Here is a 16,764-nt window from a genome sequence, read left to right on the forward strand (position 1 = left end):
CGTGGCTTAACGCACACCTGTTCTCCTAACCCCACCATTTCGCATGTTTGTTTCCTTTCAGCACGCGAAAACGACGCGCTCTTGCACAACGCTGGACCTAACATTACCTCGCTCGGCAACGTAACCGCGCTTTCGCGGCACCAAAGCTGATGCGGGTAGGAGACCTCCCCGCGCTCCGTCGATCGACGGTTTCGCCAACAAATAGACTTCCAATCCAGCAATGATCATTGCCAACCGAAACGCTTCGCCAAAGCCCTATCCTGCTGAACTGCAGGGGATTATGAACATCGCAGCAGCGGATGAAAGCCTGGCGTGGCTTTCGGCTTGGGAGCAGCTCCGCGACGACGCGACTCCCCTCTACCACCTGCCGGACCTGGCAGCCCGACTTGACCTCGCGCAAGTCTCGGTCAAGGACGAGTCCGTCCGCTCACCCCTCGGTAGCTTCAAGGCATTGGGCGCCCCCATCGCCTTGATTCGCCTCATCTTGCGTCGCTGGCCAGATCAAAGCATCGATCCACGCGCGCTCATTCGGGGCCAATACGCTGACCTCGTGAAGGGATTCACTGTCATCAGCGCGACGGACGGCAACCACGGTCGCGCCCTGGCAGCCGCCGCGCAGAACATTGGCTGCGCCTGCGTCATCGTGCTGCACGCTAACGTGAGCGTCGAGCGTGAGACGGCTATCGCAGCCTATGGCGCGAAAATTGTTCGCATCACAGGCAGCTACGACGAATCGGTAGAAGAATCCGCCCGCCTGGCCGCTGCCAACGGATGGGAGGTTGTTGCGGATACCTCGTACGACGGCTATGAGGAAGTTCCCCGCGATGTCATGCAAGGATATGGCGCCATCGCTGCGGAAGCCATCGCGCAAGCGGACGGCAGCGCTGCCGAACAAAGCCCGTTCACCCATGTGGTACTGCAGGGTGGCGTGGGTGGCCTCGCCGCAGGCGTAGTTAGCTACCTGTGGGAGCGTTACGGCGCCAACCGTCCGAAGTTCATCGTGGTCGAGCCGGTGCAGGCCGATTGCCTTTATCAAAGCGCCATGCAAGGTCGCGCCGCCAAGGCGACGGGCTCGGTGGACTCGGTCATGGCAGGCCTCGCGTGCGGTGAAACGTCCCCACTGGCATGGAAGTTCCTCAACGAGAGCGTCGATTTCTTCATGACGATCTCGGACGACGACGCTGTCACCGCCATGCATATGCTTGCCCGAGGCAGTGAGCGCGACATCCCCATCGTTTCGGGTGAATCGGGCGCCGCAGGCCTCGCCGGACTGGCCGTTATTCGCAAGCACGAAGCCCTTTCTGCAGAGATTGGGCTCGATGCGAACTCTCGGGTCCTGCTGATCAGCACGGAAGGCGCAACGGCTCCGCAAGTATTCCAACAACTCGTGGGCGAGTCCGCGGAATCCATCGAAGCCCGGCAAGCCAGCTGGCTGGGCCGTTGAGGGGCCGACTGCCAACGGTACCCACAAAGAGGATTGGAAATGAGTACACAGATTGGTACGAGAGACAGCGCAATTGCGACTGCCGTACAAGCCTTCGACTCCGGCGAGTTCTTCGCTGAACTGGACCGACGCGTTGCTTACAAGACTGAAAGTCAAGAGCCTTCGCAGGCCGCGCAACTTCACGCTTACCTCCTGGAGGAGATTGCTCCCGCGCTGCATCGCATGGGATTCGAAACCAAGCTGGTTCAGAATCCGATTGGTGTCGATGCGCCGGTGCTGCTGGGCGTTCGCCATGAAGGGGATGACCTGCCCACCGTAGTGACCTACGGCCATGCTGATGTCGTTCGCGGCTACGATGACCAATGGAACGAAGGACTGCAGCCCTGGAAGATTGTCGTTGACGGCGACCGGTGGTATGGCCGCGGTATTGCCGACAACAAAGGCCAGCATTCGGTCAACTTGACCGCACTGGAAGCGGTATTGGCTGCGCGCGGTGGCAAACTCGGCTTCAACATCAAGGTCATCTTCGAGACTGGCGAAGAAATCGACTCGCCCGGCCTGAACAGCGTCTGCGCCGCCGAGAAGGAATATCTGGCCGGAGATCTGTTCCTGGCCTCGGATGGCCCGCGAGTCTCGGCCGAGCGTCCGACAGTGTTCCTGGGCTCGCGCGGTGAGCTGAACTTTGACCTGGAAATCAATCTGCGCGATGGCGGCCATCACTCGGGCAACTGGGGTGGCGCTTTGCGTAATCCCGCGGTTGTTCTGGCTCATGCCATCACCACGCTGGTGGATCGCGACGGACGCATCGTGGTAGAGGGTCTGCGCCCGCCTCCCCTTTCCGAGTCCGTACGAAACGCCTTGTCCGATATCGAGCTCGGTCGCGACCCCAGCGCCCCCGCCGTTGATCCGAGCTGGGGAGAGCCAGGTCTGACGCCCGCTGAGCGCGTCCTTGGTTGGAATGCACTTGAAGTATTGGCGTTCAAATCCGGGAATCCAGACTCCCCGGTCAATGCCATTCCGCCAACTGCGCGCGCCCACTGCCAGCTTCGCTTTGTCGTCGGTACCGACTGGGAGAACGCCCAGTCCTATCTGGATGCCCACTTCGAGCGCCTGGGTTTCAAGGAGGTGAAGGTCATCGTCAAGCCGGCAGTCACCGCTACCCGACTCGACCTCGACGACCCCTGGGTGGACTGGACTCTGGCCTCCATCAGCAACACAACCGGCAAGAAGCCTGCGCTGCTGCCGAATCTCGGCGGCACGGTTCCGAACGCGATCTTCGCGAAGACGCTCGGCCTCCCCACCGTATGGGTACCGCACTCCTACCCCGCCTGCTCCCAGCACGCGCCGAACGAGCATTTTCTCGGCTCGGTCGCTCGCGAAGCTCTCGCGCTGATGGCGGGACTGTGGTGGGACCTGGGCGATTCGGCCGCTGACATTTCGGCGAAGCGAGCAGCGCTTGCAAAGGATGCCAACTAAGTCTGTCCTGTAGTTTCAGCCGATCCAAAGAACGGCATTTACGGCGTGCGGAGCTTCCCCCCTCGGTCTCCGCACGCCCATATAACTATCAAAATGGAGGAAGACATTATGAAAACTGCAATGGCCGCCGCACTGGCCGGCTTGCTTACGCTCACGACCGGCATCGCGCACGCGCAGGAGAACACAGCACCGGTGCGAATCGTTGTCGGCTTCTCCGCTGGCGGAGCGTTGGACTCAGTCGCACGCGCACTGGCCGAGCGCCTGCGTGTCACGCTCAAGCAAAGTGTCATCGTGGATAACAAGCCGGGCGCGAGTCAAAGGCTGGCGCTTAGTGAAGTCAAACGGGCCCCTGCGGATGGCCAGACACTTATCCTGGCCAATAACTCACCGTTCACCCTATTTCCTCATGCCTTCCGTCGTCTCGAGTTCAACCCAACCAAGGACTTCACACCTGTTGGCCGGGTGGCGACGTTCGATCTGTGTATTGCCGCGGGTCCCAAGGCGCCTCCGGGGGAAATCAAGGAAGTAATGGCGTGGGCCAAAGCCCATCCGCAAGAAGCGGCCTACGGTACATCGGGCGCGGGAAACATGGGCCATTTCGTAGGGTTTATGGTGAGCAACGCAGCTGGCATTCAGCTTAACCACGTTCCCTACAAAGGCGGCGCGCCTGCGTTGATCGACCTGGCTGGCGGGCAGGTGCCGCTCGTGATCGACACCATTCTCGAGCCGATGGAAATGGCCAAGGCCGGCAAAGTCCGGATCCTCGCGACCACTGGTGAAACGCGTACCGCCATCTTGCCAAACGTCCCGACCTTGCGCGAATCAGGTATTAACGTCATTGCCGACGGGTACGTTGGCCTCTATGCACCCGCCGGCCTCCCTGCCGACAAGGTCCAGCGAATTAGCAAAGCCCTGAACGAGGCCATGCAGTCGCCCGATCTTCAGAAGCGTATCCAACAGTTCGCCATGACACCCGCATACTCGACGCCGGAAGAGCTTGCGAAGTTCCAGGCTGCGGGACTCTCGCGCTGGGAAGGCCCGGTCAAGGCGAGTGGATTCTCGGCGGATTGACGGGCGGGCACGTTAGAACGCAACAAGGAATCGCTTAGGGGTAGCTTATTCGTTCAAACTTGCGCACATGCCGCACTAGAATCTCCACATCGGGAACAGCAGCAGCGGTTCTCCGATCCGCAAATCCAGAGTCTCCCCTGCGCCGGCAATTCTTGCCGGCATTTTTTTTGCATTTGCGACCATGTTTGCCAAGGCCAAGTCCGGCGGAATCGGCGCCCCTTTTGCCTCACCGAAAAAAATGCTGGCTTCCTGACTTCCGCCTGTACTCGCCGTAATCTCGCCCCACCAATGCACATTTGTTGCATCGAGACACCCAAAATGGCGGCGAAGTTGCGTGCACTCATGCAACAAAAGCGCGAGAATCGATGCACTCTATCTGCTTCGACTTCCGTCGCGCGCCAATGCTTCTTGACTCTTACGACATCAAGCTCTTGAGCCTGCTGCAGGCCAACAGCAAGCTGTCCCAGCGGCAGCTTTCCGAGGCCGTGAACTTATCCCCGTCCGCGGTCAACAGGCGAATAGCTGCCCTGGAGGCTGGCGGCGTCATCACGGCCACCGTGGCAATTGTTGACCCGTCCTCTGTGGGACGACCCATCACCATCCTGGTCGAGGTGAAGCTCGAGAACGAGCGGGTGGATCTTCTTGATGACGTCCGCAAGCGCTTCATTGAATGTCCGCAGGTACAGCAGGCCTACTATGTCACCGGCGACTTCGACTTCATGCTGATCATCAACGTGAAGGACATGACTGAATACGAACGATTGACGCGAGAACTCTTCTTCGTCTCCGGCAATATCAAGCAGTTCAAGACCTACGTTGCCATGCAGCGCTCCAAGGTCTCGCTCAACATTCCCCTCGCCTGACCAGGCAAGGCGGCCCTTGCGGGGCCGCCACATCAAACTCCACATCAAACGTCTGCTCCAGTTCCGCCGGCAGCAATCGACGTACGCACTCCCCACACTCCCTCTACATGGCGCAGCCTTCGGTTGATCGCATTCGGGATTTCGTTGCTTTTTCCGCGCCCACTTCGCGCTGAGGTTGCGCGCGACTACGACTAGCATTCTTCGTGTCGAGCGAAGTTGATGCTTGCCGCTCTTGCCACAAACCAAAAAGCAAAAACAAAACGATATCGGAGACATGCCTCACCACGATTCCCATCACTCCGCCAATGCAACGGCAAACCAGCAGGTTTCCCCTGCTCTTTGAGGGCTCGCCGAGTCCTTTGCATTCTGACGTTTTCGGAAATCGAAGTAATGGAATTCAGTACTACTACAACGAGTCACGCCACAACCGGGCGCGGCTGGACCAGGCAAGACACCATGTGGGTGCTAGGCATATACGGAAACTCCGTAGGCGGTGGCACGCTCTTCTGGCCCGTCAGTCTCGGGCTCACTGGCTTCTGGCCGATGGTCATCCTCTCGGCCCTGGCACTCCCCATCACGTTCTTTCCATTCCTTGCGCTCGGACGCTTTGTTCTTTCGGGGTCCACGCGCGGCGGTCGAGACGGCAACATTCTTGACGCCACACATGAGCATTTTGGGGAACGTTGGAGCAAGGTCCTCACCGCCTTGTACTTCTCGACGGTGTTTCCGGGCATGACGATCTATACGATTACGCTCACCAACACCATTATCGACTTCGCCCGCACACAACTTCATCTCGGCGATATCTCGCGCTGGTATGTCGCACCCATCAGCACCTTCGTGCTGATGATGATGGTCCGCTATGGCACCACGACCGTAGTAAGAATCATGGGCTACATTGTCCTGCCCTTCATTCTGTGTCTCGTAATCTTTGGCATCATGGCCGCTCCGCACTGGAATGCGTCCATGCTGGAAACGGCCTCCCACTTCGGCGGCGTGTCGACATTGGCCACAGAAACCTGGAAGGGCCTTCCGATGGTGGTGTTCGCATTCAGCTTCACCTCCATCGTGTCAAGCTTCGTAGTTGCCCAGCGCCGCCAGTACGGCGCCGATGCACCGCGCAAGGTCACACAGATCATGCTGGTTGCGGTGCTCCTCGCCGTTTCAACGGTGCTCTTCTTCTCGTGGAGCACCATCTTCGCCCTCTCTCCTGCAGAGTTGGCGGCAGCGAAGGCAAGCAATCTCACTATTCTCTCGTTCCTTGCCCGCAAGTTTGATTCGCCCATCATGGCCATCGCTTCACAGGCGATCGTATTTGCCGCCGTTATCAAGTCGTTCCTCGCTCATTACCTTGCGTCGGAAGAAAGCGCCAAGAGCTTCAGTCGCAGCATCTTCGGTACGTCCGAAGCGACCTTGCGCAGCCCGGCATTTACACGCTTGGTCGCACTGCTGGTCTATGCCGTCACGACAACCTGCGCAATTGCCAACCTGGATGTATTGAACGTTATCAAGGTTGCACTCGTTCCAGTGAGCGTCTTCGTCGTGTACTTCCTGCCGCTGTACGCCTTCCGCAAGGTGCCGTCCCTGCGCAAGTACCAAGGCCGCCCGGTAAACCTGCTGATTGCAGCGGTGGGCGCGGTCTGCCTGGTCAGCGGCATCGTGACGATGATCTCCAAGTTCAGCCACTAAAAGCAATGGCGGTGCCCGCATTCCTTATGTGCGGAGGCACCGCAGTGCTCTTCCAGAAAAGATAAACATGCGCGAATTCGAAGTTCCTGGCCGCTCCGTAGCAGTTGGCACCCAGGGCATGGTTGCCACGTCCAATCCGCAGGCGGCTCTGGTTGGCCTGGACGTGCTGCGTGGCGGTGGCAATGCCGTCGATGCAGCTATTGCGATTGCGGCCATGCTCGCAGTCGTAGAGCCCACACAAACTGGCATCGGAGGCGACTGCTTTGTCCTGCTCAAGAAGCGCGGGCAACCGCCCGTCGCACTGAACGGCGCCGGGTGGGCGCCCAAGGCAATCTGCGCGGAAACACTGCGCAATGCCGGAATGACCGCAATTCCCACAGACAGCGTGCACGCCGTCACCGTCCCCGGTGCAATTCGAGCGTGGGAGCGACTACTCGCAGACCATGGAACTCAAACCTTCGAGTCGCTGCTGCAGCCGGCCATCCTGGCGGCTGAGCTCAGTTACATCGTCACGGAGCGTCTCGCTCGCGACTGGGGCCGTCATACAAAAAGGATGTCGGCCACGCCGGAAGCTAAAAGTGTTTTCATGGCCGACGGATTGCCTCCCATGGTTGGGGACAAGAGGGCCAATCCAAAGCTCGGGAAGGCATTGCGTTCCATTGCCTCGGACGGCGCCAACGCGTTCTACGAAGGTTGGATTGCAGAGGACATCGTTTCTACATTGAAAAGTCGCGGTAGCGTCATCTCTCTCGAGGATTTCGCTGACTACCGGCCCGAGTACGTATCCTCAATTTCGGCGACCTACCGCGGATACCAATTGTGGGAATGCCCTCCGAGCGGGCAAGGCATCGTCGCGCTACAGATTGCCGCGATGCTCAATGAGTTCAATCCTGGTGAGTTCGGGCCACTGAGCGCGGAGCGTTTCCACTTGCAGGGGGAACTCTCCCGCATTGCATACGCGCAACGTGATACGTTGCTCTGCGACCCGGCATATCACCCGGTGGATGTTAGTCGCATGCTTTCCCCAAAACACATCGCGACACTGCTTTCTCAAGTCCACCCAGACCGAAGAAATGACAACCTGCTGCCGCCTGATATGCCGGAGCACAAGGATACGGTCTTCATCTCCGTAGCAGATGCCGACGGCACACTGGTGGCCTTTATCAATTCCCTTTTCGATGATTTCGGAAGCGGTCTGGTCGCGCCGGGCTCTGGCGTCCTGCTCCACAATCGGGGATGCGGCTTCGTGCTCAACGAAGGACATCCAAACGTCATCGAAGGCCGCAAGCGGCCTCTTCACACGATTATTCCCGCACTCCTGACGAAGGGCGGCGAGGCCGTGATGTCGTTTGGCTGTACCGGTGGACACTTCCAGCCGACGGGCCAGATTCAGGTCTTATCCAATATTCTGGACTACGGCATGTCGGTACAGCAGGCGATCGAACATCCACGGATGTTCGCGCGAGGCGATAACTTCGAACTGGAACAGACCGTACCCCAATCCGTTTGGGAAGGACTGCGACAGCGCGGTCACAAGCCGACTCAAACGGTAAATCCCCTCGGCACTTGCCACGCCATCTGGGCCGACTGGAAGCGCGGCGTCTTCCTCGGTGGCTCGGATGGTCGGCGCGACGGACTTGCCATCGGCTACGAGTAGTCCGACATTTCAGTCAAGACGTGCCAAGGCTTCCCTCAAAACTCGCCTTGCCTCATCAAAGTACAACCGTCAGTTTTCTCGTGATATCGCCCTCTTCTCGCTCGTTGCAATCTCCCTCGCTTGCGATAACACTGGCGCCGGCCTGTTTCGTACTCATCTGGAGCACAGGTTTCATTGTGGCGAGGTACGGCATGCCCTATGCCCCACCTCTGAAGTTCCTGGCACTGAGATACGCGCTCTCGACCGGCTGCTTCCTGGTATGGGCGGTCGTAATGCGAGTCGCGTGGCCGCGTGAAAGGCAGCAGTGGCTGCACCTGTGCGTTGTAGGCGTATTGATGCACGGGCTGTATCTCGGCGGCGTGTGGTCCGCGGTAAAGGCCGGCATGGGTGCAGGTCTAGCCGCGCTGATTGTCGGACTTCAGCCCGTGCTGACGGCATTGTGGATGTCCAGCCGTGGGGCGCGCATTTCGGGGCAGCAATGGGCCGGTTTAGCACTTGGGCTTGTTGGCCTGGTACTAGTCGTATGGCAGAAAATTGGGGTTGGTGAGGTTAATCGCTTCACGCTGGGCAGCACGATCATCGCCCTCCTCGGCATCACCCTTGGCACGTTATATCAGAAGCGTTTTGTGAAGCCTTGCGACGTCCGGTCTGCAAGCACCATCCAACTTGCGGCCGCATTGGCGCTCACGCTGCCGCTTGCACTGCTGGAGCACGAACCATTCCAATGGTGGGTAGCGAACGGGCGCCTGAACGGTGAGCTCGTTGGCGCCGTCGGCTGGTCTGTATTCGGAATAACGCTTGGTGCCAGCTCGTTGCTTTATCTCATGATCCAGCGCGGCGCGGCGACCTCCGTCACGAGTCTGTTTTATCTTGTTCCAGCCACGACAGCTCTCTTTGCGTGGATTCTTTTCTCTGAGCCTTTGTCGACCTCTGTTCTCGCCGGGCTGGCGCTCAGCGCTGTCGGGGTGGTACTTGCGGTGAAGCGCTCGTAGGTTTGGGCAGATGCAATGAGGGCCGTCTCAGTCGCTCACAACACCCGACGCACAATAACGCACCGAATCCGCCCCTGCTAACGGGACAATCTTGCAGATGAGCGGGGCTACTATGGGGATACTCATGACATATCCCTCTCAGGAGACCGCAATGGACGCGTCGGTGCCCCTCCAATCCAAGCTGCAGGCGTGGCGACACTGTTTGCATCAGCACCCCGAAACTGGCTTCGAAGAGGTGACGACATCCGAGTTTGTGGCGTCTGTGCTGCGGGATCTGGGCCTGGACGTACACACTGGAATTGGCGGCACAGGGGTTGTAGCGAATCTATCCGTCGGGAAAGGCGATCGCACCGTAGGGATTCGCGCCGACATGGACGCGTTGAACATTCATGAAGCCTCCCCTCAACGGGCGCATGCTTCAAGAATCGCCGGGAAGATGCACGCCTGCGGGCATGACGGACATATGGCAATGGTCCTCGGCGCTGCTACCCTGCTCTCCCAGCAACGTGATTTTGATGGCACCATCAGATTCATCTTCCAACCAGCGGAAGAACACGGACGCGGCGCCAAGGCCATGATGAAAGATGGCCTGTTCGAACGGTTCCCGGTCGATGCCATCTTTGGCGCTCACAATATGCCTGGACTGCCGGCGGGAACCATCGCGACGCGGCCTGGCCCCCTGATGGCTAGCGAAGACAATTTTGTCATTCGCATCGCCGGAAAGGGTGCCCACGCGGCGCGTCCCCATATGGGCGTAGATCCGCTCGTTATCGGTGCCGAAGTCGTTCTGGCGCTGCAAACCGTTGTGTCGCGGAATGTGGATCCAAGCCTCCCGGCCGTCGTCTCTTGCACGGAGTTCATCACGGACGGCATCCGTAATGCAACCCCGTCGACGGTCACGATCAAGGGCGACACGCGCAGCTACACACCCGACGTGCAAGCGCTCTTGGCGCGACGCATGCGCGAACTATGCGAGGGCATCTGTCAGGCGCACGGCGCCATCTGCTCGTTTGAGTACACGCATGAGTTCGCACCAACGGTGAACTGGAACTCTTGTGTAGACGTCGCCCTGTCGGCCGCCTCCCGTGTGGTCGGCGCCGAACGTGTCAGCGGCGACATTATTCCCATGATGATCTCGGAAGACTTTGGAGCGTTTCTGCAGGTTGTGCCCGGCGCCTTTGTCTTTATCGGCAACGGAGACAATGACTCCCCAGGCAGCGTGCCCCTTCACAATCCTGGCTACGATTTCAACGATGACATCCTGTCGACCGGCGCCAAGTACTTTGCCGAGGTTGCACGGCAGGCATTAATCGTCCGATAGCGCGCGAACCACCACACGTTTCTCGACACCGCCCCACCATCCTACATGTGCTGACGAGGCTATCCCGCGTCAGCATGCCACCTTCTGCCGGTACACCTGCGTCGGTACGACAGGGCAGCCCAGGTGCGCGTTGTCCCTTACAGCCCCCCCCTCTCTGACGTTCTGCACACGCATCCTGGGCGCTCATATCTTGTGCGGCGCGTTCCAGATCGGTGATTTCTGTTTCACCAGTGTGCAACATCTTTGCGCTTCCCGGGTTAACCCGGGAGTGAACGTTCCACGAACGCAATAACCACCCGTTTGGGACGGCCAGATTGTGTCATTCGTGCGCACCCCCACTCGTATGATTTTTCAAGGCCTGAACCACCTGTAGTGCGCCATCTGTTCCGGCCGTGATTCTCACGACGAAAGGAAGGACTTCCATGAAGAGCCAGAGAAATGCGAGCCAGAAAGCTAGCCGGGTCAGCACGACGCTGAAAGCCGCGGTCATCGCCATCGCTTGCTTGTCAGCCATTGCCACCAGCCCCGTACAGGCCCAGAGCAAGGCTGCTCCGGCACAAGCCGCTTCCGCAGTCGCCACGGCACCCGGTAGCACCCTGAGCGCCATCAAGGCGCGTGGTCACCTCATCTGCGGAGTAGCCGGCGACCGCGCCGGCTTCAGTCTGGTCGACAACAAAGGGGTGATGCAAGGCCTGGATGCGGATACCTGCCGTTCCCTTTCGGCCGCTATCTTTGGTACTCCCGACAAGGTGCGGTTTGTGTCGCTGACAAGTTTGACCCGCTTTACCGCCCTGCAATCCGGAGAAGTGGACGTTGTCATCCGCTACACGACGTGGACGCTCACCCGCGAAGCAAACCTCGGCCTCGAAGTCCCGGTAGTGAACTTCTATGACGGTCAAGGCTTTCTGGTGAAAAAGAAGGCCGGTGTCAAGAGCGCTCTTGATCTCGGCGGCGCAACCGTCTGCTTTCAGCCAGGCTCCGCAGGTGAGGCCAACGTTGCCGACTACTTTCGCCAGCACAAGATGGAGTTGAAGCCTCTGGTGATCGAAAAAAGCGAACAGATTCGGGACGCTTTCGTGGGCGGACGATGCGACGCGTACACCAACGATACCGCCCAGCTTGCATCCTTCAAGATCTCCATGGGCGCTGCAGCCAACGACTATGTTCTGCTGCCCGAGGTCATCTCCAAGGAGCCGCTTGGGCCGTTCATCCGCAAGGGTGACCAGAAGTTCTTCGACCTCGTGCGTTGGACCCACATCGCATTGCTGACCGCCGAGGAATTTGGCATCACGTCCGCCAACGTCGACAAGTTCCGCAACAACCAGAACCCGGCCATCCAGCGGTTCATGGGTGAAAACGGCGACTTGGGCAAGGCGCTCGGCGTGGAGAACAACTGGGCCGTCAACGTCATCAAGTCCGTGGGCAACTACGCCGAATTGTGGCAGCGCCACATCACGCCCCTTGGCATCCCGCGTGGGCTGAACAAGCTCGTTAAGGATGGCGGCGTTCAATACGCGCCTCCGATGCGCTAGGTCCCGATTGTCGCCACCACATCAGCCTGACTGTCGGTGGTGGCGATCACGCTTCCGCTTCCTCGACGCGGGCACCGCTCAAGAGTGGCCCCGTCCGCCAAGCATTGTTCAGGTGCACTACTATGACGACATTCGCCAAAGACACGCCACGCCCCACTGCGCGGTCCATTCTGAGCAACACCGTTGTCCGACGTATTGGATGGCAGGTTGTTGCCGTTGTGGCAGTTCTCGGCGCGCTTTCCTGGCTCGCGGGAAATGCTTCCCATAACCTCGCGGTTCGCAATATCGCGTCCGGCTTCGGCTTTCTGGACCGCGAAGCCGGTCTGCCTATCGCCGAACATTTGATTGCATACGCGCCCGAGGACACGTATCTCAGGGCGCTTGTCGTCGGCACACTGAACACTCTGTGCGTCGCTTTCTGCGGGATTCTGCTGGCGACCATCCTCGGCGTTACCATCGGCGTGGCCAGACTGTCCAGGAACTGGTTGGTGGCCAGGGCAGCGGCCTGGTATGTCGAGTTCTTCCGGAATTTGCCGCTACTGCTGCAGTTGTTCTTCTGGTACTCGCTACTGCAGGCGTTGCCGCCGGTGCGACAGGCGCTCAATCCCTTGCATGGCATCTATCTATCAAACCGTGGCCTGAGCGTGCCGGTCCTCCACTGGCTGCCAGGACATACTTGGGGCTCGATTGCCTTCGCAATCGGTGTGGTGGCGACCACCGTCTACGCAAGGATCGCGGCGCGCAAACGGCTGGAAGATGGCCGCCATCGCACAGTTTGGCCCGTCGCGGTTGCGCTCCTGATTGCACTGCCGCTCATGGTCTCCTTGGCACTTGGCGCAACCTACAGCTTCGACATTCCCAGTCCCAAGGGATTCAATTTCCGGGGTGGCATGACCGTCTCCCCGGAGTTTGTCGCATTGGTCGTCGGGCTCGCGACGTACAACGCCGCCTTCGTCGCCGAAATTGTTCGGGCCGGCCTGCTCTCGGTAGGACAAGGGCAACTCGAGGCCGCGCGCGCACTGGCTTTGCGCCCAGGTGCCACGCTTCGCTGGATTGTCTTTCCGCAAGCGCTGCGCGTCATCATTCCTCCACTGACCAGTCAGTACCTGAACCTCACCAAGAGTTCGGCGCTAGCTGTGGCTATCGGCTACCAGGACATCGTCTCTATTGCGACGACAGCAATGAACCAGAACGGGCAAGCGGTCGAACTAGTGGGAATCATCATGGGCGTCTATCTGACCATTAGTCTCACGATTAGCCTAGTCATGAATATCTATAACGCGCGCATCGCGCTGGTGGAGCGATAACCATGTCCACTTTCGAACACGTCGTGCATCCGTCGGCCACTGACGTCCGGCCGCCTCCGGCCGCAGTCAATGACGGTGCCGTTGCCTGGTTGCGTCGTAACCTTTTTTACTCCTGGCCGTCCGTTTTGTTGACCCTGATTCTGGCCGCAACGCTAGTAAAGGGCGTCTTTTCGCTCATCAAATGGGCGTTGTTGAATGCCGTCTGGACCGTGCCGCATGGCCCGCAAGGACCAATGACGGATGCCTGTCGCGCACTGGAGGGAAGCGGAGCCTGCTGGGCGATCATCACGGAGAAGTACCGGCTGATTCTATTCGGCACCTTCCCGTTTGACGAACAATGGCGGCCCGCTCTCGTCATCGCCCTCTTCATCTCGCTCTTTGTGGTGTCAGCGATGCGGCGGTTCTGGCGTAGGGAGTTGGCAATCGTCTGGATTGGGACGATTACTGCCATTGCATTCCTGATGTGGGGCGGCGCGTTCGGCCTGGAGTTCGTTCCGCAGTCACGCTGGGGCGGCCTGGCGCTGACGCTCATCATCGCGACGATTGGCGTCGCCATTGCTTTTCCGCTCTCCATTCTCGTTGCGCTGGGTAGGCGGTCAAAGCTCCCAGTCATCAAATGGCTGAGCGTCGGATATGTAGAGATCATCCGCGGCGTACCGCTGATTACGCTGCTCTTCATGGCCAGCGTCATGTTTCCGCTGCTGATGCCTGAAGGGGTGAATCTCGACAAACTCTTGCGCGCACAGATCGCGTTCATTCTCTTCTTTGCCGCCTACCTGGCCGAAGTGGTACGCGGCGGGCTGCAGGCGTTGCCGAAGGGACAGTACGAAGCCGCCCACGCACTTGGTCTTACCTACTGGCAAACAACCCGGCGGATCGTCCTGCCACAAGCGCTGCGCCTGGTCATTCCGCCGCTCGTCAACAACATGATTGGGTTCTTCAAGGACACGTCCCTGGTGTTGGTCATCGGCCTTTACGACCTGCTAGCCGCCTCGCAATCAGCAGTGGGAGAACCTGCATGGCAAGGATTTGCCGTTGAGACCTACGTATTTGTGGGCTTGATCTACTTCACCTTCTGCTTCGCCATGTCACGGTACAGCCAACGCGTCGAGGCATCGGTAAACCAGCACAAGCGGCGCTAGGCCGATAGTTTGAATCACGCACGAAATCGCCCATTCGTCATACGGAATTCTGCCATGTCCACGTCCACCTCTTACATCACCGACACGCCCACCGTTGACGCGGCCGTCCGCAGCCACGGATTCGCCGTCTCGATGAAGCAGATCAATAAATGGTACGGATCCATGCACGTTCTCAGGAACGTCAGCCTGGAGGTCAAGCCAGGCGAACGCATCGTGATTTGTGGCCCCTCTGGGTCCGGCAAATCGACGCTTATCCGTTGCATCAACGGCCTGGAGGAACATCATGAAGGTGAAATTCAGGTCGACGGCATCAACCTGGACAAGAATATCGACAACCTCGATGCCATCCGACGGGAAGTCGGCATGGTTTTCCAGAGTTTCAACCTGTTCCCGCATCTGACGGTACTGGAGAACTGTACGCTTGCTCCGATGCTGATTCGCCGCATGCCGAAGGCCGAGGCTACCGGGTTGGCGAAGTCCTATCTCGAGCGAGTACGAATCCCCGACCAGGCAAACAAGTACCCAGGTCAGCTTTCAGGTGGTCAGCAGCAACGCGTCGCCATCGCTCGAGCCTTGTGCATGAAGCCAAAAATCATGCTGTTCGACGAGCCGACCTCCGCCCTTGACCCCGAAATGGTCAAGGAGGTTCTCGATACGATGATCGCACTTGCGAAAGATGGCATGACGATGATTTGCGTCACGCATGAGATGGGCTTCGCCCGCCAAGTCGCAGACCGTGTCGTGTTCATGGACAAGGGGGAAATTGTCGAATCCGGCAGCCCGGACGCCATGTTTGATGTGCCCAAGTCGGAGCGCCTCCAGAAGTTCCTGGGCCAAATCCTGCACAAGCACTAGCCCTGCGAGACAGACCTGACGTCCCCCACGCGCATTGACAACGCACACTCCTTCCAGCCGAGGTTATGAAGCTATTCTCTCAGAGCGACAAACTGTTTCCTGAACTGCAGGCCTTCCGACGTGACATCCACGCCAATCCCGAATTCGGCTTCGAAGAGACACGCACCGCCCGGCAGGTAGCCGCTCTACTTCGAGCATTCGGCCTTGACGTCGTTACGGATGTTGGAGGAACGGGTGTCGTGGGCAGCCTGCGCCGCGGACAATCGCCGAAGTCCATCCTGTTACGTGCGGACATGGATGCGCTGCGGATACATGAGACGCCCGATGCCGAGCGACCATACGTGTCCAAGACGTCGGGTCTCATGCACGCATGCGGTCATGACGGACACACGGCGATGTTGCTAGGCGCCGCGCAGCGACTCGCCGAGCGTGGGGCATTTGATGGCACGGTGCATTTCGTGTTTCAGCCGGCCGAGGAATGGGGCAAAGGCATGCTCGCCATGTTGGACGACGGTTTGCTCGACCGCTTTCCTGCGTCAGAGGCATACGCGCTGCATAACATGCCCGGCCTCCCCATCGGGAAATTTGAGACTTGTGCCGGTGCGTTCAAGGCAGCCGAAGACAACTTCACTATCACGGTGGAAGGCAAGAGCGCGCATTCGGCACGTCCCCACTGGGGCCGCGACGCGCTTGTCGCCGCGGCTGCGCTCATCACGGCACTGCAAACCATCGTGTCCCGAGCGCTGACGCCTGGTGAGCAGGCGGTCGTCACGTGCACCGACATCAAAGTGGCTGGCACACGGAACGTGAGCTGCGGCGAGGCGGTTATTTCAGGCGACTGCCGTTCATTCAGTCCGGCAGTCAGCGCCGAGATTGAGGCAGAGATGCGCCGTATCTCAGAAAGCGTGGCACTTGCCCATGGCTGCACGGCCAAGGTCAAGTACACGCGTGAGTTCGTGCCCACGGTCAACGACCCCGAACTCACCCGCGCGATCACCGAAATCATCGACAGCGAGTTTGGTGCCGGCGCAGTGAACGCCGACGCACACCCAAATGCGGGCTCCGAGGATTTCGGTCAGCTACTTCAACGAATTCCAGGCTGCTTCGTCAATGTCGGTAACGGTGAGACAGCGCCACTTCACAATTCCGCATACGACTTCAATGACAACGCCATTCCGTATGGGGTGGCATTCTTCGTCGCGGTCGTACAAGCGCGTCTGTCAGCGGTGCGGCCCCGGGCGGCTTCTACCCGCGCTGACTGAACGCTCTCGCGCTGTCCCGACAGCGCATGGACACGCTCGCTGATCGCACCTTGCATCAGCGTTGCGTCAAGCGCCACCAAATAGCGTTAATCGTGCGCACAGACTGCAATAACATTGCGTCATCGCATCGTCGGATAAGGATGCCCCTGCCCG

Annotated in this window: 13 protein-coding genes; all 13 read left to right on the forward strand. The window is 59.3% G+C overall.

The window, feature by feature from the left end; genetic code table 11:
• The first annotated feature begins 220 nt into the window (after window positions 1-220).
• The 13 genes from ACO550_RS17650 (at window position 221) to ACO550_RS17710 (ending at window position 16,611) form a co-directional block, all read left to right on the forward strand.
• Window positions 221-1,444, forward strand: a complete 1,224-nt coding sequence (locus ACO550_RS17650; RefSeq protein ID WP_315593274.1) for a diaminopropionate ammonia-lyase — start codon at window positions 221-223, stop codon at window positions 1,442-1,444.
• A gap of 39 nt (window positions 1,445-1,483) precedes the next feature.
• A complete protein-coding gene (locus tag ACO550_RS17655) occupies window positions 1,484-2,920 on the forward strand; it encodes a M20/M25/M40 family metallo-hydrolase (protein ID WP_315593275.1) in 1,437 nt (478 codons plus the stop codon).
• A gap of 120 nt (window positions 2,921-3,040) precedes the next feature.
• The gene (locus ACO550_RS17660; RefSeq protein WP_315593276.1) at window positions 3,041-3,991 is read left to right on the forward strand and encodes a tripartite tricarboxylate transporter substrate-binding protein; all 951 of its coding nucleotides are present in this window, start codon (window positions 3,041-3,043) and stop codon (window positions 3,989-3,991) included.
• Window positions 3,992-4,392: 401 nt separating this feature from the next.
• Window positions 4,393-4,854, forward strand: coding sequence for a winged helix-turn-helix transcriptional regulator (locus ACO550_RS17665; RefSeq protein WP_315593335.1), 462 nt, complete (start codon window positions 4,393-4,395; stop codon window positions 4,852-4,854).
• A 390-nt stretch (window positions 4,855-5,244) separates the two neighbouring features.
• Complete coding sequence (locus ACO550_RS17670; RefSeq protein WP_315593277.1) at window positions 5,245-6,543, forward strand: hypothetical protein; 1,299 nt, start codon at window positions 5,245-5,247, stop codon at window positions 6,541-6,543.
• Between the two features lie 67 nt (window positions 6,544-6,610).
• Window positions 6,611-8,200 (forward strand): gamma-glutamyltransferase, encoded by a 1,590-nt coding sequence (gene ggt / locus ACO550_RS17675; protein WP_315593278.1) that lies wholly within the window; start codon window positions 6,611-6,613, stop codon window positions 8,198-8,200.
• A gap of 83 nt (window positions 8,201-8,283) precedes the next feature.
• Window positions 8,284-9,192 carry a DMT family transporter gene (locus tag ACO550_RS17680; protein ID WP_485994921.1) on the forward strand — a complete coding sequence of 303 codons (909 nt, stop codon included), beginning with the start codon at window positions 8,284-8,286 and terminating at the stop codon, window positions 9,190-9,192.
• A gap of 151 nt (window positions 9,193-9,343) precedes the next feature.
• Window positions 9,344-10,513 carry a M20 aminoacylase family protein gene (locus ACO550_RS17685; protein WP_485994916.1) on the forward strand — a complete coding sequence of 390 codons (1,170 nt, stop codon included), beginning with the start codon at window positions 9,344-9,346 and terminating at the stop codon, window positions 10,511-10,513.
• A 422-nt stretch (window positions 10,514-10,935) separates the two neighbouring features.
• Window positions 10,936-12,045: a transporter substrate-binding domain-containing protein gene (locus ACO550_RS17690; protein ID WP_315593280.1), complete on the forward strand. Its 1,110-nt coding sequence runs from the start codon at window positions 10,936-10,938 to the stop codon at window positions 12,043-12,045.
• Between the two features lie 122 nt (window positions 12,046-12,167).
• Entirely contained in the window at window positions 12,168-13,352 is a 1,185-nt protein-coding gene (locus tag ACO550_RS17695) for an ABC transporter permease subunit (RefSeq protein ID WP_315593281.1), read from the forward strand.
• A gap of 2 nt (window positions 13,353-13,354) precedes the next feature.
• Window positions 13,355-14,494, forward strand: a complete 1,140-nt coding sequence (locus ACO550_RS17700) for an amino acid ABC transporter permease (protein ID WP_315593282.1) — start codon at window positions 13,355-13,357, stop codon at window positions 14,492-14,494.
• Window positions 14,495-14,626: 132 nt separating this feature from the next.
• Window positions 14,627-15,349 (forward strand): ATP-binding cassette domain-containing protein, encoded by a 723-nt coding sequence (locus tag ACO550_RS17705; protein WP_315593337.1) that lies wholly within the window; start codon window positions 14,627-14,629, stop codon window positions 15,347-15,349.
• Between the two features lie 65 nt (window positions 15,350-15,414).
• A complete protein-coding gene (locus ACO550_RS17710; RefSeq protein WP_315593283.1) occupies window positions 15,415-16,611 on the forward strand; it encodes an amidohydrolase in 1,197 nt (398 codons plus the stop codon).
• Window positions 16,612-16,764 lie beyond the last annotated feature (153 nt).

It is taken from the genome of Cupriavidus sp., assembly GCF_057315035.1.